The organism is Planctomycetota bacterium, assembly GCA_016235865.1.
Classification (GTDB): domain Bacteria; phylum Planctomycetota; class MHYJ01; order JACQXL01; family JACQXL01; genus JACRIK01.
The window spans coordinates 38,115-60,469 of the sequence record JACRIK010000014.1; the positions used below are offsets into that span (position 1 = coordinate 38,115).

19 protein-coding genes and 1 tRNA gene are annotated in these 22,355 nt (G+C 48.4%); 8 read left to right on the forward strand and 12 right to left on the reverse strand.

Going from position 1 to position 22,355, the window contains the following annotated elements:
• The first annotated feature begins 14 nt into the window (after positions 1 to 14).
• From HZA49_04840 to HZA49_04855, 4 genes are all read left to right on the forward strand, one after another.
• Positions 15 to 1,790, forward strand: a complete 1,776-nt coding sequence (locus HZA49_04840; protein ID MBI5778762.1) for a hypothetical protein — start codon at positions 15 to 17, stop codon at positions 1,788 to 1,790.
• A 9-nt stretch (positions 1,791 to 1,799) separates the two neighbouring features.
• Positions 1,800 to 2,447, forward strand: a complete 648-nt coding sequence (locus tag HZA49_04845; protein ID MBI5778763.1) for a DUF2344 domain-containing protein — start codon at positions 1,800 to 1,802, stop codon at positions 2,445 to 2,447.
• 16 nt (positions 2,448 to 2,463) lie between these two features.
• Positions 2,464 to 3,207, forward strand: coding sequence for a WbqC family protein (locus HZA49_04850; protein ID MBI5778764.1), 744 nt, complete (start codon positions 2,464 to 2,466; stop codon positions 3,205 to 3,207).
• A gap of 287 nt (positions 3,208 to 3,494) precedes the next feature.
• Positions 3,495 to 4,286: an undecaprenyl/decaprenyl-phosphate alpha-N-acetylglucosaminyl 1-phosphate transferase gene (locus tag HZA49_04855; GenBank protein ID MBI5778765.1), complete on the forward strand. Its 792-nt coding sequence runs from the start codon at positions 3,495 to 3,497 to the stop codon at positions 4,284 to 4,286.
• A 3-nt stretch (positions 4,287 to 4,289) separates the two neighbouring features.
• On the opposite strand, the gene ftsY is transcribed toward HZA49_04855, so the two are convergent.
• Genes ftsY through HZA49_04870 form a run of 3 tightly spaced genes read right to left on the reverse strand, consistent with a single transcriptional unit; the run spans position 4,290 to position 6,106 of the window.
• The gene (gene ftsY, locus HZA49_04860; GenBank protein ID MBI5778766.1) at positions 4,290 to 5,213 is read right to left on the reverse strand and encodes a signal recognition particle-docking protein FtsY; all 924 of its coding nucleotides are present in this window, start codon (positions 5,211 to 5,213) and stop codon (positions 4,290 to 4,292) included.
• Positions 5,210 to 5,638 carry a transcription antitermination factor NusB gene (gene nusB, locus HZA49_04865; GenBank protein MBI5778767.1) on the reverse strand — a complete coding sequence of 143 codons (429 nt, stop codon included), beginning with the start codon at positions 5,636 to 5,638 and terminating at the stop codon, positions 5,210 to 5,212. The genes ftsY and nusB overlap by 4 nt, the downstream gene beginning before the upstream one ends.
• Positions 5,639 to 5,641: 3 nt before the next feature.
• The gene (locus tag HZA49_04870; protein ID MBI5778768.1) at positions 5,642 to 6,106 is read right to left on the reverse strand and encodes a 6,7-dimethyl-8-ribityllumazine synthase; all 465 of its coding nucleotides are present in this window, start codon (positions 6,104 to 6,106) and stop codon (positions 5,642 to 5,644) included.
• A 186-nt stretch (positions 6,107 to 6,292) separates the two neighbouring features.
• Here HZA49_04870 and ispF point away from each other — a divergent pair, with 186 nt between their 5' ends.
• Positions 6,293 to 6,772 carry a 2-C-methyl-D-erythritol 2,4-cyclodiphosphate synthase gene (ispF, locus tag HZA49_04875; GenBank protein ID MBI5778769.1) on the forward strand — a complete coding sequence of 160 codons (480 nt, stop codon included), beginning with the start codon at positions 6,293 to 6,295 and terminating at the stop codon, positions 6,770 to 6,772.
• A 1-nt stretch (position 6,773) separates the two neighbouring features.
• On the forward strand, positions 6,774 to 8,213 hold the full coding sequence (locus HZA49_04880; GenBank protein MBI5778770.1) for a cysteine--tRNA ligase: 1,440 nt from the start codon (positions 6,774 to 6,776) through the stop codon (positions 8,211 to 8,213).
• Here HZA49_04880 and ispH read toward each other — a convergent pair.
• The 4 genes from ispH to HZA49_04900 all read right to left on the reverse strand — a co-directional run bounded on the left by ispH (position 8,208) and on the right by HZA49_04900 (position 12,301).
• A complete protein-coding gene (ispH, locus tag HZA49_04885; GenBank protein ID MBI5778771.1) occupies positions 8,208 to 9,086 on the reverse strand; it encodes a 4-hydroxy-3-methylbut-2-enyl diphosphate reductase in 879 nt (292 codons plus the stop codon). The two genes, HZA49_04880 and ispH, sit on opposite strands and share 6 nt — an antisense overlap.
• Before the next feature lie 4 nt (positions 9,087 to 9,090).
• Positions 9,091 to 11,808, reverse strand: coding sequence for a hypothetical protein (locus HZA49_04890; protein MBI5778772.1), 2,718 nt, complete (start codon positions 11,806 to 11,808; stop codon positions 9,091 to 9,093).
• Positions 11,805 to 12,086 (reverse strand): GIY-YIG nuclease family protein, encoded by a 282-nt coding sequence (locus tag HZA49_04895; protein ID MBI5778773.1) that lies wholly within the window; start codon positions 12,084 to 12,086, stop codon positions 11,805 to 11,807. The genes HZA49_04890 and HZA49_04895 overlap by 4 nt, the downstream gene beginning before the upstream one ends.
• A gap of 143 nt (positions 12,087 to 12,229) precedes the next feature.
• A tRNA-Gln gene (locus HZA49_04900) sits at positions 12,230 to 12,301 on the reverse strand.
• 158 nt (positions 12,302 to 12,459) lie between these two features.
• On the opposite strand from HZA49_04900, the gene HZA49_04905 reads away from it, so the two are divergent.
• Entirely contained in the window at positions 12,460 to 13,323 is an 864-nt protein-coding gene (locus tag HZA49_04905) for a polysaccharide deacetylase family protein (GenBank protein ID MBI5778774.1), read from the forward strand.
• A 1,339-nt stretch (positions 13,324 to 14,662) separates the two neighbouring features.
• A complete protein-coding gene (locus HZA49_04910; GenBank protein ID MBI5778775.1) occupies positions 14,663 to 15,472 on the forward strand; it encodes a hypothetical protein in 810 nt (269 codons plus the stop codon).
• A 376-nt stretch (positions 15,473 to 15,848) separates the two neighbouring features.
• Here HZA49_04910 and HZA49_04915 read toward each other — a convergent pair whose 3' ends face one another.
• The 5 genes from HZA49_04915 to HZA49_04935 all read right to left on the reverse strand — a co-directional run bounded on the left by HZA49_04915 (position 15,849) and on the right by HZA49_04935 (position 22,334).
• Positions 15,849 to 16,451 (reverse strand): hypothetical protein, encoded by a 603-nt coding sequence (locus tag HZA49_04915; protein ID MBI5778776.1) that lies wholly within the window; start codon positions 16,449 to 16,451, stop codon positions 15,849 to 15,851.
• A 557-nt stretch (positions 16,452 to 17,008) separates the two neighbouring features.
• On the reverse strand, positions 17,009 to 17,944 hold the full coding sequence (locus tag HZA49_04920; protein MBI5778777.1) for a WD40 repeat domain-containing protein: 936 nt from the start codon (positions 17,942 to 17,944) through the stop codon (positions 17,009 to 17,011).
• Positions 17,945 to 18,042: 98 nt separating this feature from the next.
• Positions 18,043 to 18,297: a GIY-YIG nuclease family protein gene (locus tag HZA49_04925; protein MBI5778778.1), complete on the reverse strand. Its 255-nt coding sequence runs from the start codon at positions 18,295 to 18,297 to the stop codon at positions 18,043 to 18,045.
• A gap of 85 nt (positions 18,298 to 18,382) precedes the next feature.
• Positions 18,383 to 20,431 carry a HEAT repeat domain-containing protein gene (locus tag HZA49_04930; GenBank protein ID MBI5778779.1) on the reverse strand — a complete coding sequence of 683 codons (2,049 nt, stop codon included), beginning with the start codon at positions 20,429 to 20,431 and terminating at the stop codon, positions 18,383 to 18,385.
• A 25-nt stretch (positions 20,432 to 20,456) separates the two neighbouring features.
• Positions 20,457 to 22,334, reverse strand: coding sequence for a HEAT repeat domain-containing protein (locus HZA49_04935; GenBank protein MBI5778780.1), 1,878 nt, complete (start codon positions 22,332 to 22,334; stop codon positions 20,457 to 20,459).
• Positions 22,335 to 22,355: the final 21 nt, after the last annotated feature.

Sequence of the window (22,355 nt, forward strand, 5' to 3'; positions counted from 1 at the left end):
AAGGAGTGTAATTTATGAGGAAAGATACCTATCGATTAATGGCAGTTTGCGTATGCGTGCTGATGATTGGGGCGCTGGTATTATCGGCCCAGGAAAACCCGGTTCCGGCAGCCGGTTCGCCGGCATCAGCTCAGCCGGTGACAGATAAAGATAAATCTATTGCTCCGACTATTACGGTTGAGTGGGTGGAAAAACCATTGAGAACGGCATTGGAAGCCATTGGAGAAGCCGCCAATGTCAATATAATAATTGACACTCAGATATCAAACGAAGATAAAGTTACGGTGACATTCAGAAACCTTGATTGGCGCCTGGCCCTGGAAGCAACTACCCAATTGGCAAAGTGTATCCTGGAAGAGACCAGCCCTTCAGTTTTCATGGTAACCAAGCCGCCGACAATTAATATGGACCTTAAAAATGCCCCGCTGGACGAGGTTATTCGTCAGATTGCCAAAATGGCCGATGTTAATATTATTATGACAGACGACATTAAAGGGTCTATTACGATGATGCTTTCAGATGTGCCCTGGCTGGAAGCGTTGCAGAATATCATTAAGACTACGGGTTTCAGTTTAGTGCAGGAGAGACACAAAGTTATTAGGATTGTCCGAACCGAGACGCTGAAGGAACAGTTGGAAACCAGGGTCTTTCAGTTAAAATACCTCAGGCCGCCCGGTTCTTACAAGGCAACGATAACGACTCCTTATGCGGTGGGCGGCGTTAAGGCCACAAGTGATAATATTAAGGAATTTACGGTATTAAACATCCTTAAGAATATGTTAACCCGTAAAGGGAGTTCCCTTATTGGTAATCTGGAATACGATATAAAAAGCAATTGTCTCATTGTTCAGGATACCAAGACTGTCCTTGATTCAATGGGGAAGATGATTGAACAGTTAGATGTGGCTCCCGAACAGGTTCTTATTGAATTAAAATTCGTCTCTACCACCAATGAAGATCTGCTTAATTTTGGCATGAAGTATAATTTCGGCGGCTCCAAAGACCCCAAGTCGGAAATAATGAAGACGGCGCCGAGTCCGTCAAGCGTTACGACTTCCTTGCCTTTTGGATTCGGGCGCAAGCAGGACAGTACATTTAATCAGTTCTTCTTGAATACTTATGATGTCTCGGCGGTCTTGAGATTATTCAAGACAGATACCAAGAGTAAGTTTATTCAGGAGCCCAACTTGATTATGCTGGACGGTGATGAAGCCACCGTATTTGTCGGTGAATTAATTCGTTATGCAGTGACAAAGGTTTCTTACTCAGCCGCCGGATTGCCGCTCTACGAATTAACCGAAGCACCCCCGATAAATGTTGGATTCCAATTGTGGGTTATGCCGAATGTTATCAAGGGGACAAATCAACTCCTGGTTACTCTTATTCCCCGCCTGGAAGATCTTTCAGGTAAGGATGATGGTTTTGAGACATTTGAAGTAGCTGGGCAGTCACTTAAACTTCCCAGGATAAGGCAGTCAACCGTGGTGACGAAAATACTTATTGAAAGCGGTCAGACTGCAATCATAGGCGGCTTAGTGGATGAACGGCTGACCAAGACAATGGAGCGGGTGCCCGGGCTGGGCGATATTCCCATAATCGGGGAACCATTTCGATATCGAGGTAAGTCGCTTAATGAACGCAAACTCTTAGTATTCGTTACTCCGCGTGTCATAAAAACGGCTGAGGTAACCACGAAGATATTAAGTGATAAGATTAACGGTGTGGAAAGTCCACTCGTGATGCCTTTTGACTCGGAAAAAGAAAAGGGCAAGGATAAGAAAACCAAATAACGCGCCGAGATGCCCACAAAATTTCAGTTCCTGGTGCGTTTTACCAAAAAGGGCAGGGCCAAATACCTGTCGCATCGGGAACTGCTTAATCTTATCGAACAGGCCGTTCGTCGGGCAGATATTCCAGTTGTTTTCTCCGAAGGCTTTAACCCCAGGCCGCGCATCTCTTTTCTGACGGCATTGCCTTTAGGTATTTCATCTGATGATGAAGTTCTGCATTTCCAGCTGTCGGAATGGGTAAATCAGAACGAAATAATCCAGAAGTTTAATCGTGAGCTGGTTGAAGGCATAACGGCTACGAGCATTGAGCCGCTTAGGCAGGATATAACCGGTTCTTTTAATGTCGAATATAAAATTATGCCGCTTACTGAAGATGCTTCAGCACAGATTTTGAAATTATCGGCTGACAAGATAAAAAACTGGATGCTCCAGCCAGTCCAGGTAATTAAGCGCGACTATGACAATAAAGAGTCTAAGAATATTAACCTGAAATCGTTTGTCCAAAAAATGGAATTAAAAGACCAGGCGCTGTTTTTAACTATAAAAGTATCCAACGACGGTACCGCGCGGCCTGAAGAAGTCCTTTGGTCGTTGGGTATTAAAAGCGGTATAAAAGATGGTTCTTATTCAATCCATAAACAAAAAACGTTCAGTTAACGCGTAATAATTGTCTATGCTAATTACCGGACATCAGCCGAATTACTTGCCGTATATTGGATTTTTCCATAAGGTTTTATTGGCAGATGTTTTTGTTATCGTAGATTTAGTCCAATATGTTAAGCGCGGGCCTTTTGGCTGGATTAATCGTAATCGCATCCGCACTGATCAGGGCTGGATTTGGTTGACAGTTCCGGTTAAAACCAAAGGGAAGTATCATCAATCGATTATGGAAACAGGAATAGATAACTCAACTTCTTGGGCACGTAAACATTTAAAAAGCATCGAACGAAATTACCATAGCGCCCCATATTTTCAAAGATACTTCAAGGCTATACAGCAAATTTACCTGAAGCAGTGGCTGTTATTGGCTGAGCTAAACGAGGCCATCATTCGCTATCTGATAGATGCTCTGGGTATAAAGGTCAAGATTGTCCGGGCTTCTCAATTAGGACTCGATTATAAGTTACCTGATGCCGATACTAGAAATGATGGTTCGGCTACGGATCTGATTATCCAGATATGTCAGAAACTTGGTTCTGATTCCTATTTGCACGGTAAGCACGGGCAGGATTATCTTGACGAATCGATGCTGAAGGAATCAAAGATTGTTTCCTGCTTTCAGGAGTTCCATCACCCGGTTTATAAACAGCAGTATCAGTCGTTTATGCCGGAAATGTCCGTTATCGATTTATTATTTAACCACGGCGATGAGAGCATGAAAATCATCAGCCAGAGCGGTAAATATATATGCAAGTGAGCTGGCTTTACTTTTATTTGGTTGTTTTTGCCATAGCGGCATTGATCACCTATCTGGCTACTTTTCTGACACGAGCTATTTCCGGACCGTTGAAAATAGTGGATAACCCCGGTCCGCTTAAAATTCATACTCAGCCCACTCCACGACTCGGCGGCCTCGGTATTTATATTGGCTTTATACTGACGATTATTTTGATTTTCTATAATATTATCGGGGGGTCCCTGGTTAACCTTACGGAAATAACAAAACAACAATTCATAAGTGTGATTCTCGGTGGGGGCGTCGTTATGCTGATAGGATTTTATGACGATGTCCGGTCCGCGTCTTCCGGCGGCTTATCAGCGATAATAAAATTAATTATTCTTTTTGGCGCTACATTCATTTTGGCGCATGCCGGGATAATTCTGAATTTCCCGTTTCCCCAGTGGATTAATTTCGTGTTAACTCTATTCTGGATAGTCGGAGTCATCAGCGCCTTTAATGCCATGGATAATATGGATGGATTGGCGACCGGATTAGCCCTGATTGCTGCAGGGATATATGTGGTTATTGCCCGCCAGACCCATCAGTGGGTTTGGGGATTGCTGGCCTCGGCTTTAATGGGTGCCACAGCCGGTTTTCTGCCGCATAACTTCAGAGTTAAAAAGCCGGCGGCAGTCTTTATGGGTGATTCCGGAGCATTTTTCATCGGCTTTACACTGGCCGCACTGAGCATTATGGGCGGATGGTCCACCAGCCCTTTTAAGGCATCGATTATCCCGATTATCATACTGGGTGTGCCCATACTTGATTTTATCTATATCGTTATCCAGAGGTATTTGAAGGGGCTCACGCCGACAATCTCTCAAGTAATTACCTATACCGGTAATGACCATCTCTCGCATCGGATTAATCATTTCCTGGGTAAAAAGCCGACGGTGTTGTTTATCTACCTGATTTCTTTTACCTTGGGGCTTGGGGCTGTGGCGCTCCGGAATTCTACTAAGACCGAGGCCATATTTATCACGGTTCAGTACCTGCTTATAGTTTCTATTATCCTGATTCTGATAGGGTTCTTGTCCAGGCACAAGGCGCATTAGCGTCTATTCTTCAAACATGGCCTCGACGAATTTATTAGCATCGAATTCTTCTATATCTTCCAGTTTCTCGCCGATGCCAATGAACTTGACCGGCAGGTTAAGCTGGTTTTTGATGGCTACGATGATTCCGCCTTTGGCCGTGCCGTCTAATTTAGCCAAAAAAAGCCCGTTGATTGGGACTGCTTCATTAAATAGTTTTGCTTGGATAATGGCATTCTGACCGGTGGTGGCATCAATCACCAGCAGAGTTTCATGGGGCGCATTAGGTATTTTACTGGCAAGCACATTTTTTATCTTGGATAATTCCTTCATAAGATTGGTTTTCGTGTGCAGCCGCCCGGCCGTATCCACGATAAGCACGTCGGACTTCCTGGCCATCGCGGCCTCAGCCGCGTCAAAAGCCACCGCGCCGGGGTCGCTGTCCGCCTGGTGTTTGATGATATCAATGCCCAACCGTTCGGACCAGATTGTAAGTTGTTCAATCGCCGCCGCCCGAAAGGTATCGCTGGCTGATAGTAAAACCGATTTCCCGTTTCGTTTTAACAGGCCGGCTAATTTAGCAATCGAGGTGGTCTTGCCGCTTCCGTTAACGCCGACTACCAGGATAACCGTTGGACCTGATGGCGCTAATTTAATCTTATTATAGTCGCTCTGGCTAATCAGTGATTTCTTCAATTCCTGCTTGAGATAGTCAATAATTTGCGCTGAATCCGTCAATTTACCTGCCTTGTAATCAGTCTTCAAGTCCTCAACAATTTTAACGCTTTCCTGGACGCCGATGTCAGCGGTAATCAGGATTTCCTCAAGGCGGTTAAGGAGTTCCTCGTCTATCCGGGCTCCTCGGAGCAAGTCGCGCACATCGCTGTTCAGGAGTTTTCTGGTTTTGGCTAGTCCTTCCTTTAGCTTGCTAAATAGGTTCCCAATCATAATTGTCTCTTATTTTCTGCTGCAATTTTGTCCAAAATGCCGTTGATAAAGTTTGATGAGTTCTGGCCGCCGTATTTCTTGGCTAATTCGATAGCTTCATTGATACTGACGGCTTGAGGGATATCCGCCCGGCAGAGCAGTTCATAGGCGGCAATTTGTAGAATTGCCCGGTCAATCAGGGCGATTCTCTGGAATTCCCAGTTAGCGGATGATTTCTTGATTGCTTCATCTATTGTATCTCGGTTTTGTAGGTATCCCTTGACTAATTCTTTGGTGTAGTGAGTTGTTGATTCTGCATGGTTAGCCGATGCTTTTATCAATTCCTCTAAAACGGCGTTAAGATCGATGTCGGAGATGTCTTTTTGGAAATTAAGCCGATAGATAATCTGGAGAGCCAGTTCGCGCGATAGGGTTCTTTGACGCATTTCCTAAATCTGTTCTAGGATGTTAATCATCTCTACTGCGGCTTCGGCAGCTTGTGCGCCTTTATTGCCTCGCTTGATGCCGGCACGTTCCATAGCTTGCTCGACGGTTTCAGCTGTGATAATGCCGAATTCTATGGGGATGCCGCTATTCAGAGAGACCTGGGCAATGCCTTTAGCTGATTCCGAGGCAATGTAGTCGAAATGAGGCGTATCACCCTTGATGATTGCGCCTAAGCAGATTAGCGCATCATATTTCTTAGTCTTGGCCACTTTCTGGGCGACGATGGGTATCTCGAAAGAACCGGGAACCCAAAAGGTATCTATGTCATCCTTCTTAGCGCCGTGACGGATGAGCCGGTCTTCCGCGCCATCAAGCAGGCGCTGGGTTACCAATTCGTTAAATCGGCTGACAATAAGCGCAAACTTCTTACCCTTGCCATCTAAATTACCCTGAAATGTTTTACCCATATTATGCTCCTTTTACTGGCGGTTAAGCTTTAGTTGTTACAGCCAGTTATCCCGACAGTTTTTGTCGGGGTTCTTACAGATCGTTATATGATGTCATCGGCGTCACGATTAAGCGTATACTAACATTGGATTGTCAAATATCAAGAAAATCTTGATTTAATTGTAAAGATTCCATATTATAACAGTATGTTAGGGCTTGGTTTTGATATTCATCGTTTAGTTCATGGTCGGGAGTTTATCTTAGGCGGGGTTAAGATTAGCTATCCCAAAGGTTTGGAAGGCCACTCGGATGCGGATGTCCTGCTCCATGCCCTGATAGATGCGCTCTTGGGCGCGGCTAAGTTAAAACAGGCCGGCGATATCGGGGACCTGTTTCCCAACACTGATCCGTCCTACAAAGGCATCGCCAGTTCAGTATTACTCAAAAGAACCATAGACTTTATCCGGAAACATAAGCGCAAATTTAAGGTTGGGGAAGTGGACAGCATTGTCTTTCTTGAGGAGCCGAAATTAGGCAAGAAAAAAATGGCTATCGCAAACAAGATCGCGCGTCTTTTGAAGATACCTGCAAATAGAGTCAGCGTTAAGGCCAAGACCATGGAACGCCTCGGTCCAATCGGCCATAAAAAGGCTGTCGCGGCTTTGGTATTGGTAATAATCAATTAATATGGCTTTATATCTTTATAACACTTACAACAAGCGGAAAGAGGAATTCAAGCCCGGGGAGTCGGGAAAGGCCAGGGTTTATTCCTGCGGGCCGACTGTCTATTCCCATCCCCATATCGGTAATTTCCGCTCATTCATCGCGGCTGATATTCTCTGCCGGTACTTGCGTTACCAGGGGTATGAGGTTACCCAGATAATGAATATCACCGATGTCGGGCACCTGACCACCGATGATAACCTGGCTCCGGATGAAGAGGGGGTTGATAAGATTCAGTTAGCCGCCCAGTCCGAAAAGAAGTCACCCAAGGAGATTACCGAATTCTATGCCAACAAGTTCTTTGAATTATCCAAATTACTTAATCTCTATCCGGCCAGCCATTATCCAAAGGCAACCCAGCATATCCCTGAGATGATAGTCATTACAAAGCGACTGCTGGAAAAAGGATATGCCTATGAGGTTAATGGCAATATTTATTATGATATAAGCAAATTCCCTGATTACGGTAGGCTTTCCGGCAATACGTTGGAAAATCTCAAGGCCGGAGCCAGGGTGAGTATAAAAAGCGAGAAGCGGAGTCCGATGGACTTTGCGCTCTGGAAGCATGACCCCAAACACCTGATGCAATGGGACAGTCCCTGGGGACGTGGATTTCCTGGCTGGCATCTGGAATGCTCGGCTATGGCCTTGAAATATCTGGGCGAGAAAATAGACATCCATACCGGCGGTGAAGATAATATCTTCCCGCACCATGAATGCGAGATAGCCCAGTCCGAGGCATTTACCGGCAGTAAAGTGATAAAATATTGGGTTCACGCCAGGCATTTACTGGTGGATAACCAGAAGATGTCCAAGTCATTGGGTAATTTCTATACGGTGGATGATATATTAAAGCAGGGCTATCATCCGATGATCCTGCGTTATGCCCTGATGAGCAGCCACTATGGCCAGCAGCTCAATTTTAATATGGACTTATTGAAGGCGTCGAAAGGCGCGATAGAACGGCTGATTAATTTCCAAAGGATGCTGGATGCCCCCATTAGAGAAGGACGTCCCGCTGGGATTATCTCTAACGGGGTGAGTTTACTTATCGGAAATACCAGGAAGCGGTTTGAGGCGGCGATGGACGATAATCTGAACATCTCCGAAGCGCTGGCCGCCATATTTGACCTAATCACCGCGGTGAATAAACTGGCTGTTTCCGCTGCCGATGCAGTCGCGATAAAGTCGGCCTTAGAGGATTTTGATAAGGTTCTGGGTATACTCGGTGTGGTACGGGAAAGCGATTCAGATGAAGAGATAGAGAAACTTGTTATCGAAAGGACCCTGGCCCGCAAGGAGAGCAATTTCAAGAGGGCAGACGAGATAAGAAAATATCTGGAAGACAAGGGCATTATCCTGGAGGACACGCCTCGGGGCACCAAATGGCATCGGCATCTATAATTTCGATAGTTTATCAACCACTTCCTTAATCAGCCAGTCCGGAGTGGATGTTCCGGTGGAAATCCCGATCGAGCGGTATTTCTTTAGTCGGATGGTCGGCAATTCCGAGGCGGACGCCACCTGAAAGGCGGGAATTTTCATGGAACGCGCCAGCAGGGTCAGGTTGGTGGTATTGGCGCTTTTATGGTCGCCCACCACCACAATGGCATCAACCTCTTTGGCCAGGTCCTTGACCGCGCCCTGGCGCCGGGCCGGCGCCTGGCAGATAGTGTCCAGCACCACCATCTCAATATCAGGCGGTATTTTTGATTTTATGATGGTTACAATTTGATAATATATCCGCGGTTGGAAAGTGCTCTGGGCCAGGATACATATCTTCTTTTTGAGTTTGCGTTTGCTTTCCTTGACTATTTGCTGGGCTTCGGCTGTTGAACTCACGACAATCACCGGCGGGTGGCGTTTTATGGCCCGGGCATAGCCGACCAAACTGATGACCTCGGCGTGTTTCTTATCTCCGGCAATGATTATCTGATAGCCCTGATTGGCGTATTCCTGGACTATTTTCTGTGATTTCTTGACGTGTGGGCAGGTGGCGTCAATAATACCGTAGCCGTTGGCTGAGAGTTTAGCCCGGACCGGCGGCGGCACACCATGGGCGCGGATTAATAATAGCGTCCGGTGCGGTGATTTTGCCTTGCGTCTTTGGAACGGCTCCACGCCCTTGGCCTTGAGCATCTCCACCACATTCTCGTTATGAATCAAGGGGCCGTAGGTATAGACCTTTTTGGCCGAGACCGAGCTCTTCAATGCCAAATCCAGGGCTCGTTTGACACCCCAACAAAAACCCACATCCTTAGCTAATTTAATCTTCATATGTTCATTTACTCTCAAACAAGTAGGGCAATAGTTTTATTTCGGCCTTGGGATTATCAAAGGTTCCGCCGATCTTTACGGTATAAATCGGTTTTATAAACAGGTTCTTAATATCATCCAGTATCTTTATCTTGATATCAAGAAATTTTGTGTCAAATTGTAGGTCGAGTGTGCCATCCTTGAGTTTCATCTTGCCGGCGCCTTTTAAAACTACGTCTTTGCTGGTAAAGGATAATCTTCTTATCTGCATTTCGCCGTTGGCGATACTGAATCTTATTTCGCCTTCATGGAAGACGCTCTTCTTGGCCAGTCCAAAGAGATTATATACGCTCAGGAAGACCGGCACCTCCCATATTTGGGCGTCCCTAAGGATGGCCCGGCCGTCGGTAACGTTTAGGTTTTCGATGGATGTGCCTTTGCCATTAAAGGCGAATTCGCCGGATAATTTTCCGGTAATCTCCCGGCTGCCCCAGCGGGTATCACGCGAAAAATCCTTCATGTCAACGCTGCCGATTTCTATTTTTCCCTGGTATTCAATGGCATCGGTCGGCGTGATGGAATCCGGTAACGACGGCAGGGTGATAATCAGGAATCCGTTAACCGCGCCGTTATAGGCATTGCCTTTAATGTCGTAAAAACTGATATGGTTGCTCTCCTGCAGAAAAGCCAGCGACATATTGTTAATGACCTTGTCTTCAACTTTTAATTGGGAGAATTTGCCGGAGCCGGCCAGGTGACTGGTTTGGTTCGTTCTGGTTATCGAGTGTGATCCCCGGAAGATTATGGAGCCGGTGATGTTACTGAAATCCAGTCCCTTGCTGAACCCACAGTCAAACAACTTGATTTCACCTTGGTAATTAAGGGCTTCCTGATTTTCGTTGGTGACCTTCAGCGATATGTCTGAATTAGTGGTAAAACTAATCTGCTCCAGCAGGTATTCCAGGTTGGATGGGAATAAGCTGTATAATGCCTTCCCGCCCACCAGGAGATTGGAGATTCTAATCTCCAACGCAATTTTAGGCGGGGCTTTGGCCGAGGCGGTGGTGATGGATGGATTGGAAATACCGCCGTTTAGTTCGAACCTGCTTTTGTCATAGCCGGCCGAGAGATTCGTTATGGACAGATAGGGTTGCTGGCTATCTGCGTAATCAGTATAGTATTCGATTTGTCCCCGGATATCGGTAAAGGCCAGCGCGGACGGGCCGACCTTGGCTGTGACCCCATTGCATTGAACCAGGGTTTTGGCATTAATAGCCGGATGGTCGGCTGATTTATGGAGCGTGACCGTAACATTGACCGGTCCTTCAGGTTGTGATTTATTCCATAGGCTGTCGATTCCGGTAAGAATCTTATTAGTGGCTTCTTTCAGAACATAATCATTGCTCTCAATATTCTTGGCGTTGATGTTGACAGCCAGATCCTCGACCTGTCCATTCTGGCTGAGGGTTATTTCGCCGTCTATCCTGAATTCACCATTGTTCCGGGCCGCCAAAAGCGATTTGAGTTTTACCAGCCGTTCAACGATTTCTACTTCTCCGGTCAGGCCGTCAAGCGGATAGGGGAAAAAAGTGGGTTTGACCTGCACCTTTCGGCAGTATATCTTGGTGTGATAACGTGTTTCCTGCTTGGCGCCGACCGGTTTGGAGATTGATACTTCCGCGTCAGCCAGCCCGCCGAGTGATAATTCATCCCAGATATTCCTGAACTGCGGGTTAAGGGAATTATGGAGTTTGTCATCAAAGGCCATATTCTGGATCTTGAGCGCCAAATCATACCCGCCGGATTGCTCATAACCGTCCACAGAACCGTTTGCCGTCACGGTCGTCAAGCCGTTTAGTCCCCTGAGGTTTTTGAGACTGGCGCCTTTTAAGGTGAATTCCACCTGCCCCTCTACCTTGGTTAAGGGATATGGGAATCCGTTGTAGGTCATATCGTTCTTCTGGCAGTCCATCAGGGCCGTGACCTCCGGGGGTTGTCCGTTGCCGGTCTTTAGCAGGATGTTCAGGTTTACCTTGCCCTGCGGCTGGTAACGTTGCCAGATAATATTATAATGGCTGCTCAATTTATCGGATAAATATGTGCCGATATCGGTATTCTGGGCCAGCAGGTTGAGATTGATATTGGTGACGTTCGAATCCAGTTCGCCGCGCACCTTCCAGTTACCCAGTTCGGATGCGTCAAATCCGCCTTCAGCCACATAACGTCCCTTGATGATGGGGTAGAGATTGAGGTTGATGTCCTTTAGTTTCAAGGACGCATTATCTTTCAGGATGTGATTGTCGGAGAATACCAGAGACGCATTCTTCAGGATGATTATTGGCGAAGGCGCGTTGCCCGAGGCGTCGAACTTAAAGTCGGGAATCCGGTTATTGACCAGGAAAATCTCCGGATTATAAAGCGCTATTTTGTCGATGATAAACTTCCCGCGCAGTAATTTGGTCTGGTCATAGGTGACCCGGAGCGTCTTTACCCTGATGAAGTCATAATTGCCTGCGCCGTTGGCGTCGGTGCAGGGGAGCTTGATATCCGAGACCTTTATCCCGCGCCAGAAGTTGAAGGTGATTTCACCGACCGAGAATTTTGTCCCGAATATTTTATAGAGCTCCGACTCCACCTTGGCCGGCGTGACCAGGGAGGCTGTGATAATCCGGACATTTATCGCCGCCAGAATCAGGAGAAACGCGATAATGAAGAAAAATACGCCAATAGTTCGGTATCTCATAGAATGTTCTTATTTAAATAAAGATTTAAATCTAATGCTTCTCTTAACATTTGTTTTACCGTTGATTTGCCAGATGACGTCTTAAAATAATCTTCCCTTCTCATGGCATCTTTTTTAGATGAATGAGCTTCGTAGTAAATAAGTTTGAACGGACGACGCGGCTCGGTGCTTTTGCACTTGCCTAAGGTATGTTCCGCCATTCTCCTTTTTAAGTCAGATGTGAATCCGATATATAACTTCCTGTCTTTAATACTGAGCAAGATATAAACGTAATGCATCAGTTCTGGGGTTGAATTAAGCCGCTTAGTTGTCCGTGAACCACGTGGGGTTCACGGCACTGAACTATCATATATTGTTTGGCATTGCACCGTCATGCGAGTTCTCACACAGTGCGTAGCACTGAACCCAACGCGGTTCAGTGCTACCCGGCTTGGACTCGAACCAAGACTAAGAGAACCAAAATCTCTTGTGCTACCAATTACACCACCGGGTAATCTTACTGGCTGTTAGTTCCCCGTGGACGTTACAGCCCGTTACCCCGTCGTATGACGGGGACTTGCAATTATTAGCAGGTTTATATATCATACATCTTCGGCCGGGTCAACAAATTATTATTATGTTTGCTTCTCTGATAGCCGATATATTCTTGCTATGCGTAATTTAGTAATCCTCTGCCTTCTGCTGTTTCTCATCTCCGGTAATTCATTTGCCTACGCCGAGGACAAGAAAGAACCGCCGCCGGTTCCTATCATAACGGATATCGCAAAGGAAAAGGCAACTCCGGAGTGGTTTAGTTTCACCGATGTTATCGGCGACTTCGTGGTCCTGACCTTTGACGACGGCCCGTTCCGCTCCGCCTTTAGGCGAGACCTCGCCTCTGGCGGGCAGGCCAACAACAACGGATGGGTGGACCATACCGGCATCATTCTGGATATCCTTAAAAGAGAAAACCTTAAGGCCGCCTTCTTTATCCTGGGCTTCCAACTGGATACCGCCAATGTCAAGACCGGCGAGACCTACCAGAAATACTGCCAGTGGCTGGGCCGGATGTTCGCCGAAGGGCACACCGTGGCCATCCACGACCGCAAACATATCCAGTTTTACAAGCAGAGCCGGAAGGATATGGACGCCTCATTCGCCTATACCAAAACCCGGGTTCGGGAAATCTGCGGCCAGGAACTCTCCTGTTATGTCCGTTCACCGGGCGGGTCAGTCAGCCGTGAAGCATTGCAATACCTGAGGCAGAATGGCTACAAGCACATCTTCTGGCACATCAATTCCGAGCCCGAACAGTATCTCACCCCGAAGCAGATATTAAAGGCCATCATTAAGGAACTCAACCGGGGCAAGCGGGGCATTATCATGATGCACGACCGGAATGCCTCGGAGTATCTGGAGGAATTGCTGCGCTGGCTCAAGGCCAATAAGATTAAAGTCATCACGCTGGAGGAATGGGAACGCCGCTACGGACTGCCTGAGACGCCCTTTACACCCCAAAAGGTCAAGTTTGACTGATAGCGCGGGAATCTGCCCGGCAGGGATATACCTATCCTACTAACCGGATATTATCTTCTGCCTGCATCCCTGTTACGGATAATCCAATGGGATACTATTCCTGGCCTGGCCGGGTATTATGCCTAATCCCGGAGCCGATATCCTCTGCTTACGCCTGCTACATATCCTAAATTACCTGGGTATGTATTTGTGCCTGATAGGATATGCCTGCTGAATCATCGGGGCAGTATAGCCGGAGAAATAGTATATGCCTTCTTAAATAATAGGGTATGTATGGCGCAAGCGCCTGGTATAGTTCTCTTATCAGTCGGGTATGCGCGACAAAGACAAAGGGTAGGCAGGGTAAATCAATATGGTATGCTGGATGGGGGTATATACTATGCTTGGTGTATCCACAGCCATATAGTCCCGACCGTACATCCTACCAGACCTTGCCTCACAGGGTATTACGGGTTGCGTCTATGGGTGCCAGAGGGTAGGGGGGAGGGTGGTAGGAGGGGGGGTGGGGGGTACTACCCCCTGACGCTTGGGATAATAGGGTATATCGGTGGTGGTATTACCATAACCGGATGGGGGTATTAGGGTTAGTGATAACGACTAATACCAGATGACTCAGGGGGTGTCAGGACTTGCCGCTGGGGATACTACCATCTGGGTTAGGGGATAATACCTCATCCGGCTACCACTGATACCATGTCTGGCCAGTGATAATAGGTCTTGTGGTTGGCCATAATACCACGTATGGCCAGAGGTATTACCAGTAACGGACAGAGGTATATGGCTGTAGAGCCATAGAGCCGGGGGAGTAGGGTTATTTAGCATAGGGTATTGCAACAGAGAATATATGCTATTTCTTTTAGATACCACTTGATATTGGACAGAGGTATGGTTATATTACAATGGGGAGAAGATAGGGCTTCTCCAAGGATATGTCCGAGGGATTATATATAGTTATGGGGCGTATCAGCAGAGGCATAGGGCAGTGCATTAGAGGAATGGGGCTCGTTCTAACAAGAGCATATGCGTGTGGATTAGGATGCGTATACTCCTGTTACTAAGAGCATAGGTGACTGTTGAGTGAGGCATACTCATAATCATTGCCCATAAGCCCCTGGAAGAGTTGGTATATCCGGGGTAGAGAACGCGGAGCGTACTCCGTAGGGACAACCCCCTAACCCCCTTTGTTAAGGGGGATTCAAACTCCCCCTTGGTAAAGGGGGACCAAGGGGGTTATTATGTAACCTTAATGTAACATTATGAGTGAGGCAGTCCCGCCATTCGGCGGGATAAGAGTTTGTAACTCGCTTCGCTCTAACAAACTCTAAAGGGGGTGATAACAATGAGTAAAGTAGTAAGTTTTCTGCGCGTCTCGGCCACCGGCATTGCCTCAGACCCGCCCACCGGGGTATCTGTTCCGGACGGGTCCAAGGAACAATGGCAGGAGGCGATGATTCTCAATGCCAGCCGGATTAACCAAAAACGCAAGAAGAAGATTCCGGACCAGCCCAGATACGAGACCAATATTGCCGGCTCGTCCATCAAGACCTGGGGCAACTTTATTGACCCGAACTTTATCAGCCGGTCCGGACGGACCAAGTCCAATATCGTGGCCACGCATGCCCGGGCTATTTCCCAGGGCTATGCCAAATATAACCAGCATCTGGACGAGATGTTCGCCACCGAGGACGGCGTGCCCTGCAAGAAGTTCCGGGACAAGGTCACGGCCGCGGCGGACCGCTATGCCCAAAAGGCCCGGATAATGATGGGCCTGACCGGCAACAAGGTGACCGGCTACGGATGCAACGTGGTCATTCCGCTCTGGATTGCCAATGACTCGCGCATCGCCGGGATGATTGGTCCGGGCGACAAGATGAGCGGCGGGCCGGTGGATATCATCAGGCCGGGGCTGCTGGTGCCGTTCAAGGGCGGGATAGTGTCGCTGTTAAATCAGGGCGGTTTCATGGTGGCCATGTCCAAATTCAGCCCGGAGATTATGCTCTATGAGAACATGCGCAACAATGATTTCCTGTCCGGGTTGCAGGACAGTGTCAAGTATGAGAAATTCTCCGTGGGCGGCGCCTCGCACTGCGACTGGGTCTCGGACATCGACCTGGGGCTTTGTTTGGAGGTGCAGATAAGCGAGAAATAGTTGAGCGTAGGGCGTATAGCGGAGAGAGTAGAATCCCCTCTAAAAAGAGGGGCAGGGGTGTGTTACAGTGAACCCGCTGCGACTGAAGGGAGTCCCGTTAGGGATGCGGCTGAATTAATCGGCGTATGCTCCTAACTGGACTCTCGCCATGGCGGGAACGGGTATAATCTTTCGGCAATAATGCACTTATTGACAATCTGATTGATAGAAAGTAGTATTTCCTGCCCAGCCCTTTGCAAAGCAATAGTCGGTAGCGCTTTAGCCAGCGGCTAAAGCGCACCGGGTACAATATTGTGTCCCCAGATTCCCAGATTCTGTAGATTCCCCAGATTCCATATTCCCAATCTTGAAAAGTACTATCACAAGAATTACAATTTTACTTTATTTGGAATGATATTTCTGATTTTAATTCGCCATTCCATATTTTTTGCCCTTGATTGTATCTCTCAAAAGAGTATAATTTCCAATATTCCCAGACATAATCTCCGGGTTTCCACTCCACTAAAGACAATGGCCCTTCATTATCTTTATAAACAATATTTTTTATATAGGTACACCCCTTCTTTATTATGATAAATCCTCCGATATCCACCTGTACGTCCATTAGAGATCCTTGCCAAACGAGTTCCCTCTTATTATTAGTTAGTCTATATGCCACCCTCCACTCATCTTTAGCTGACGGGAATTTAGTAATAATAATATCATTCTCATCTAAATTTACTATTCTAAATTCCAATTTCATCTCGTCGCCTTTTGCATATACTTTTTTATCAGTAATGATTCTCATCGCTAACTTAGACTGAACAAATTCATTTGGAGGTGGGGGACGCAGGTTTTCTTGTATGTATTGAATTACATCTGTATCACGCTTCTTTTTTAACTCCGCCTCAATGGTATCGTGTGGAACAAATGAATTATTAGTACATGAGCCAACAGTCCAAACAATAGTTAAAACAAGTAAAACAATTTTAATATTCATTTAATTATCTCCAGTTTATGGTCTTGTTTTGAGCCAGCACTAGGTCGTTGTGCAATTTGGTAATCTGGGGACACAATACTAGTTTCCCTCCTGTTTAACCTTGAATTCGGTAGTTCAAGTTAGTTGGGGACAGACCACATATTTTCTTCCCCTTTATTTATGCGGCCTACCGGACTTTTTCTTTATAAAACACCGTTTTAGCCGACGCTCCAGGCGCTCTATAATCTGGGATAATCTGGGATAATCTGTCTGGGACTGTCTGGGGACACAATACTAGTTTCCCTCCTGTTTAGCCTTGAATTCGGGGGTCACCTACTCAATTCGCTCCGCTTAGAACGCTCCGCGGTCTCTACGAGTTCGCCCTCACTTTCGGTTTCGGGCCGGGCTTTTTAAACCCCAGAAACCGCCCCAAGAAATTTTCTATTTTCTTTATGAAACTCTCGTTCCCCGAATTCTGGGGATAGCATACTCGATTGTTTAATTCGGTATACCCAGAACGAACCCAGCATAAGATAACACACCCCTGACCCCTCTTGATAGAGGGGATTATTAGGAAACTACTTGTCCTTGGCCCAGAATTTTATCAGGGTGTCGCGGGAGCCGGAGGCGAGTAGTTGACCGTCCGGGCTGAAGACGATAAAGCAGGCCTTTTCGCTATGGCCCCGGATGGTCTGGATTTCCTGCCAGGTTGCCGTGTCCCAGATTTTTATCATCTTGTCCCAGCCGGATGATGCCAGATACCTGCCGTCCGGGGTATATGCCAGGCCGCAGAGTTTGTCCGTATGCCCGTAAAGGGTCTTGACTTCCTGACCTGTTGCCACGTCCCAGATTTTGACCAGTTTGTCATAGCCGCCGGATGCCAGGTATTTGCCGTCCGGCGAGAAGGTGACAAAGCTGACCTCCTTGGTGTGGCCCAGCAGGGTGTAGGTCGGGCGGTTTTGGTAGATGTCCCATATCTTTACGGTGCTATCAATGCCGGCCGAGGCGAGCATAGTCCCGGTCGGCGCTCCGATGCCTTCGGATGCGGAGCGCCCCGACTCCTGTCGGGGCGCAAATGCCACCGAATAGACCTCATTGGTATGGCCCATGAGGACATTAAATTCCTTGCCGGTGGCTACGTCCCAGATGACGATGGTCTTGTTGTGGGTGGCCGCGGCCAGGAAGGCACCGTCCGGGCTGAAGGCCAGGGACCAGATTTTGTCGTCGTTCCGGTCGCCTAACAGCCTGACTTCCTCGCCGGTATTAACGTCCCAGAAACGGATGGTCTTGTCCGAACTGCCTGAGACCAGGTATTTGTCGTCGGGTGAGAATATGACAATCGGGATATAGCCCTGATGTTCGGTGATGGTCCGGATTTCCTTGCCGGTGGCCACGTCCCAGAGCTTGAGGGAATAGCAGGATGAGGCCAGGTATTTTCCGTTGTGGCTGAAATTGATGCAGTTGACACAGCGATTGTGGCCGGTCAGGACCTTGACCTCCTTCCATGCCCCCACACCAATGGAATTGGTGTGGGGGCATGGGGCAGGTGAATTAGTGGTACAACTGATGGTAAATAGCAGTATGCCACAACACCAATATAGTAATAAATTTTTCACCGTATACTCTCCTTGATACGGTTTTTCAGTTGCGCGAGAGCTTTTGACCTTAGTTTCAGGTTCTTTTCCCTGATTCGCGCATCCTTTTCCGATTTGTATGCTTCATAATAGATTAATTCAAATAGAATTCTGCTTTTAGTAGAGAAGACCTGACCTCTATTGTGTTCTGCCAATCTTCTTTTCAAATCACTGGTTGAGCCGAGATATAGATTGTTATCTTTCTTACTCTTCAGGATATACATATAGAACATATGAAGTTTACCCCCACACCAATCCATCGTCCCAATGTGTTGTGTGAGGGATTTATCCCCACACCAATGGAATTGGTGTGGGGATTTACCACACCGGTATTCCCCCAATATGGTCCATAATTACTGATGAGACGTCCACCAGGTTGCCAGTGACCTTACTAAGCGGATTGAGCTGGTTTTTATCCATCAGAAATCCGATGGCGCTCATGGTGGTATACATGACAAAGGTATTATCCTTATCTGACGCGGCGTTGATAAATACCTTGGCGGATTCCCGGTCGCCCAGCAGTCCGAGCGAATGCAGGGCATAGGAGCGCAGGAGTTGGTCCCGGGTCTGGGAGGCCTGTTTCAGCAATGCCGGCATAACAATGTCTTTTTTCTTGCCGAGCATGGTCAGGGCAATGGCCAGGTTAGAGTGATACGGATAGGTATTTGACCGGTCCGGCAGTTTTTCCCACATCTTCTGCAGAATCTCAACGCCTTTGGGGTCTTTAATCATTCCCAAAGCCAGGATTAGATAGGGGGTCAGGAGGGTATCGTTTTGTTGTTTTTCATCGCTGAGGATACTGACGATTATCGGGACGGCTTCGCTGTCTTTCAGCAGGCCCAGCCCGATGGCGGCCGATGCTTTGAACAGGGGTGAGCGGGCCTTTTTGTTTTCCAGAATCTTTCTCAAGTCCGCCTTGGCCTTGTCATGGCAGGATAGCCCTAAGGCCAGGGCCATCAGGCCGTCGGCTTCAACGGATTTCTCCTTGCGGAATAATTCAGATATAATTTCATAGGATTTAGGGCTCTTGACCTGGGCCAGGGCCAGGGCGGCATAACCGCGGACTACCGGATACCGGTCACGCAGGAATGCGGCAACAGAATCTCCGGCTTCCGGAGCCCCGGTCATTCCCAATGCTATGACCACAGCCGTGCGGACATCGGATTCTTTTTCCGCGGTGGGACTGGATTTCTGGAGCTCAGTGATGGCTTCTTTGGTGGCGATTCTGCCCAAGGCGAGCGCGGCATAGGCCCGAACCGCCGGATGTTCCTTCTTTCCGCCTTCGGCCTGGTTGAGCATCTTTCCCAGCAGCGCGATGGCCGAGGCATCCTTGAGGTTGCCGAGCGCCAGCGCCGCGCAGCATCTGACTTCGTGGTCATCTTCCCGGTCAGCCAGGATGTCTTTGAGTGTCTTGGTTGAGTCGGAGTTATTGACCGGCAGGTAGCCGATGGTCAGGGCGGCGTAACAGCGCCTCAAAGCTATCTCTTTTTTCTTATCCAGCAGGACCTTGCGGGCCAGTTCGCCGGCCGAGGCGTCGCCGCTAAAACCCAGGGCTAGGAGCATATTGTTGCGGACGAATAAGCGAGTCTCGGATTCCTCGGACTTCTTGAGCAGTTCCATGGCTTTCTGGCTGCCGGCTGAGGGATCCATGGCGTCCTTGACCTTGCCGAGCGAGATGGCGGCCCGGAAAGCGACAAAGGTGTTCTTATTTGACATGCCTTCGACCAGGGCATTAATAAGTTCGTCATAAAGCGGGTGGATGGTTACTGATTTTGACCCCTGGCCATCATCGACAATATTTGCCCATTCCACCGGTTCCCGGAAAGAGATGAATTTATCGCGGTTGTTGCTCCACCAGACCTCCCAGGGTTCTACCACGCCGACGAATGAGGTGGATTGGAACCGGATACTCTGGAAAAGCGGTTGGAGACCGATACCCGGGGCCGGGCGGGTGGCGCTGGGTGGGGCGGCAGACGTAGCGCCTCTGGAGCCGGAGCCGGGCGTTGGCAGCGGGCTATCCGGCGTTGCTGGCTGGCTGGGCGGCGGCGGAGGCGGTGGTGTTGCAGGTGTTGGCGCTGGTGCCGGTGTAGCCGGCGGTTGCGGTGTAGCCGGCGTAGTTGGTTGAGCAGGCGGCTGGCTTGGTGTCCCAGGTGTTTTATCAGGTGGCGGTGTCTCTTTGGGCGCTTCAGACGGTGGCGATTCACGCGGCGCTTCACCCGGAGCCGGAGGCGCCTCTCTTGGCGCCGGAGGCGGGGGCGGCACGCCTCTTCTGGGACAACAGCTGTTAAGATAGTTTGTATCCGGGGCCAATATAAATATGCCGCTTAATAAAAGTAGCGCTCCAATTAAACTTTTGGTCTGTTTCATAACGCTCCTTTCCCGGATAAGGTTATCACCAGACCGGTATTGGCAGGAGATGTTTCATTATTTCCAATTCATTTGAGATGTCAATATTGTCGGCGGTCACTTTATCAATCGGGTTAACCGGATGCTTGTCCATCAGGAAGCCGATGCCGGTTATTGCCGCTTTGCGCACTTCCGGGTTGTTATCCTTATAGGCCTCGACAAATGCCTTGGCGGTGGCCTTATTTCCAATCAAGCCCAGGGTATGAAGCGCATAGGTGCGCAGGGTAGCATCCTTTGAGCCGATGTGCTTCAGCAATTCTTCCGTCATCTTTTCCCGTGAAGTCAATTTCATCAGGGCAATGACCAGATTGGTATAGGCAGTGATGCTAAGGCTCTTATCGGCTTTTGACCACATCTTTTGCAGTATGTCCAGGGTTTGTTTTTCCAGGTCAGATAATTCTTTTATCCGGGCTGACTTTGAGCCGATTCCATCGCCTTCAACCACGATTTCCTCCTTTTTCTGTTCATTTAACATGGCCAGGGTCAGGAGCAGATAAGGTGTAAGAATAGTGTCGTTCTGCTGTTTTTCATCCTTGAGTATGTTGACTATTGTCGGGAGAGTTTCCGTATCCTTGAGCAAGCCCAGGGCGATAGCGGCTGCGCCGCGCAGTAACGCCCGTGATTTCTTATTATCGGCTAATATTTTCCTCAAGTCCGTTTTGGCTTTTTCATGGCCGGTTAAACCCATGCCGATCAACATTAATCCGTCTGAATTGGGCGACTTATTCTTCAGCAGCGCCTCGGAGATGGTCTCGTATGCCTTGTCGTATTTTATCTGGGCCAGCGCGACGCAGGCCATTCCCTTAACCGAAGGCGCCTTATCCTGGAGTAAGGCCAGAATGGCATCCTTGGCTTCTGGTAATCCGGTCATCCCCATTGCCGTGACTGCCGCAACGCGGACATCTTCGTCTTTCTCAATGCCCGGAGCTATTTTTTTTAATTCATCTAACGCTTCTTTGGTGCCGATTCTACCCAGGGCCAGGGCCGCATACGCCCTGATCATGCCTTGTTCCTTTTTGCCGCCGTCTCCGGTAAGGATTTTGCCTAAAACAGGAACTGCGGACGTATCTTTAAGGTTGCCTAAGGAAAGACAGACGGATGATTTTACTTCAGCGTTTTCCTTTTCGGCGGTTAATAAATCCCGGAGTATCTTGGGCGCGTCAGAGTCGCCGGGCAGGTAACCCAAGGCCAGCGCCGCATAGGAACGTTTTAAAGGCGGATTTTTAGTCTGCAGGATATTTTTTAGAATCGGTATCACCGAAATGTCGGATGTGAGTCCCCAGCCTATGAGAACATTATTCGCGACGAAGTAACGGGTTTCGGTCTCATTGGCCTTTTTGAGAGCCTCGATGGCTTTAGGGCTGCTGATTGCGGGATTCTGGGAATCCTGGGCTTTGCCCAGGGCAATAGCCGCCCGGAATGCCAAGTAGATATCCTTATCTGCTACGCCGTCTACCAGCGCATTGAGAAGTTCGTCGTAAATAGGAGAAATCGAAAATGATTTAGTGCCTCCCTGGTCCACAATATTTGCCCACTCAATAGTCTCCCGGAATGCGAGATATCTATCACGATTTCGGGTCCACCAGGCCTCCCATGGTTCAGCCACGCCTAACAGTGATTGGGCGCTCTGAATTAATGGCATCAATCCAGGACCTAATTGGGGGCGGGGAGGCGCTGAAGGCGCCGGCGGCCTGGTCGTTGGAGTGGTTTCGCCTGATGGAGGTGCGGGTGTGCTTGGAGCCGGAGTTGAGCCGCCGCTGCCGCCACGCGGGCAGCAACTGTCCAGTAAATTCATATCCGCGGTCAGGAGAAAAAGCCCAAGTAATAATATAATAGCCCCCGCCAGATATTTTATGGTTTTCATAGCTACCTCCTTTTTAGTCCT

Coding starts and splice junctions, on each gene's coding strand:
- HZA49_04905 (MBI5778774.1), top strand. CDS start 12,460: ATGCGTAATTTAGTAATCCTCTGCCTTCTGCTGTTTCTCATCTCCGGT.
- HZA49_04915 (MBI5778776.1), bottom strand. CDS start 16,451: ATGAATATTAAAATTGTTTTACTTGTTTTAACTATTGTTTGGACTGTT.
- HZA49_04895 (MBI5778773.1), bottom strand. CDS start 12,086: ATGCATTACGTTTATATCTTGCTCAGTATTAAAGACAGGAAGTTATAT.
- HZA49_04845 (MBI5778763.1), top strand. CDS start 1,800: ATGCCCACAAAATTTCAGTTCCTGGTGCGTTTTACCAAAAAGGGCAGG.
- HZA49_04850 (MBI5778764.1), top strand. CDS start 2,464: ATGCTAATTACCGGACATCAGCCGAATTACTTGCCGTATATTGGATTT.
- HZA49_04925 (MBI5778778.1), bottom strand. CDS start 18,297: ATGTTCTATATGTATATCCTGAAGAGTAAGAAAGATAACAATCTATAT.
- HZA49_04890 (MBI5778772.1), bottom strand. CDS start 11,808: ATGAGATACCGAACTATTGGCGTATTTTTCTTCATTATCGCGTTTCTC.
- HZA49_04855 (MBI5778765.1), top strand. CDS start 3,495: ATGCTGATAGGATTTTATGACGATGTCCGGTCCGCGTCTTCCGGCGGC.
- HZA49_04870 (MBI5778768.1), bottom strand. CDS start 6,106: ATGGGTAAAACATTTCAGGGTAATTTAGATGGCAAGGGTAAGAAGTTT.
- HZA49_04930 (MBI5778779.1), bottom strand. CDS start 20,431: ATGAAACAGACCAAAAGTTTAATTGGAGCGCTACTTTTATTAAGCGGC.
- nusB (MBI5778767.1), bottom strand. CDS start 5,638: ATGCGTCAAAGAACCCTATCGCGCGAACTGGCTCTCCAGATTATCTAT.
- ftsY (MBI5778766.1), bottom strand. CDS start 5,213: ATGATTGGGAACCTATTTAGCAAGCTAAAGGAAGGACTAGCCAAAACC.
- HZA49_04910 (MBI5778775.1), top strand. CDS start 14,663: ATGAGTAAAGTAGTAAGTTTTCTGCGCGTCTCGGCCACCGGCATTGCC.
- HZA49_04840 (MBI5778762.1), top strand. CDS start 15: ATGAGGAAAGATACCTATCGATTAATGGCAGTTTGCGTATGCGTGCTG.
- ispH (MBI5778771.1), bottom strand. CDS start 9,086: ATGAAGATTAAATTAGCTAAGGATGTGGGTTTTTGTTGGGGTGTCAAA.
- HZA49_04880 (MBI5778770.1), top strand. CDS start 6,774: ATGGCTTTATATCTTTATAACACTTACAACAAGCGGAAAGAGGAATTC.
- ispF (MBI5778769.1), top strand. CDS start 6,293: ATGTTAGGGCTTGGTTTTGATATTCATCGTTTAGTTCATGGTCGGGAG.
- HZA49_04935 (MBI5778780.1), bottom strand. CDS start 22,334: ATGAAAACCATAAAATATCTGGCGGGGGCTATTATATTATTACTTGGG.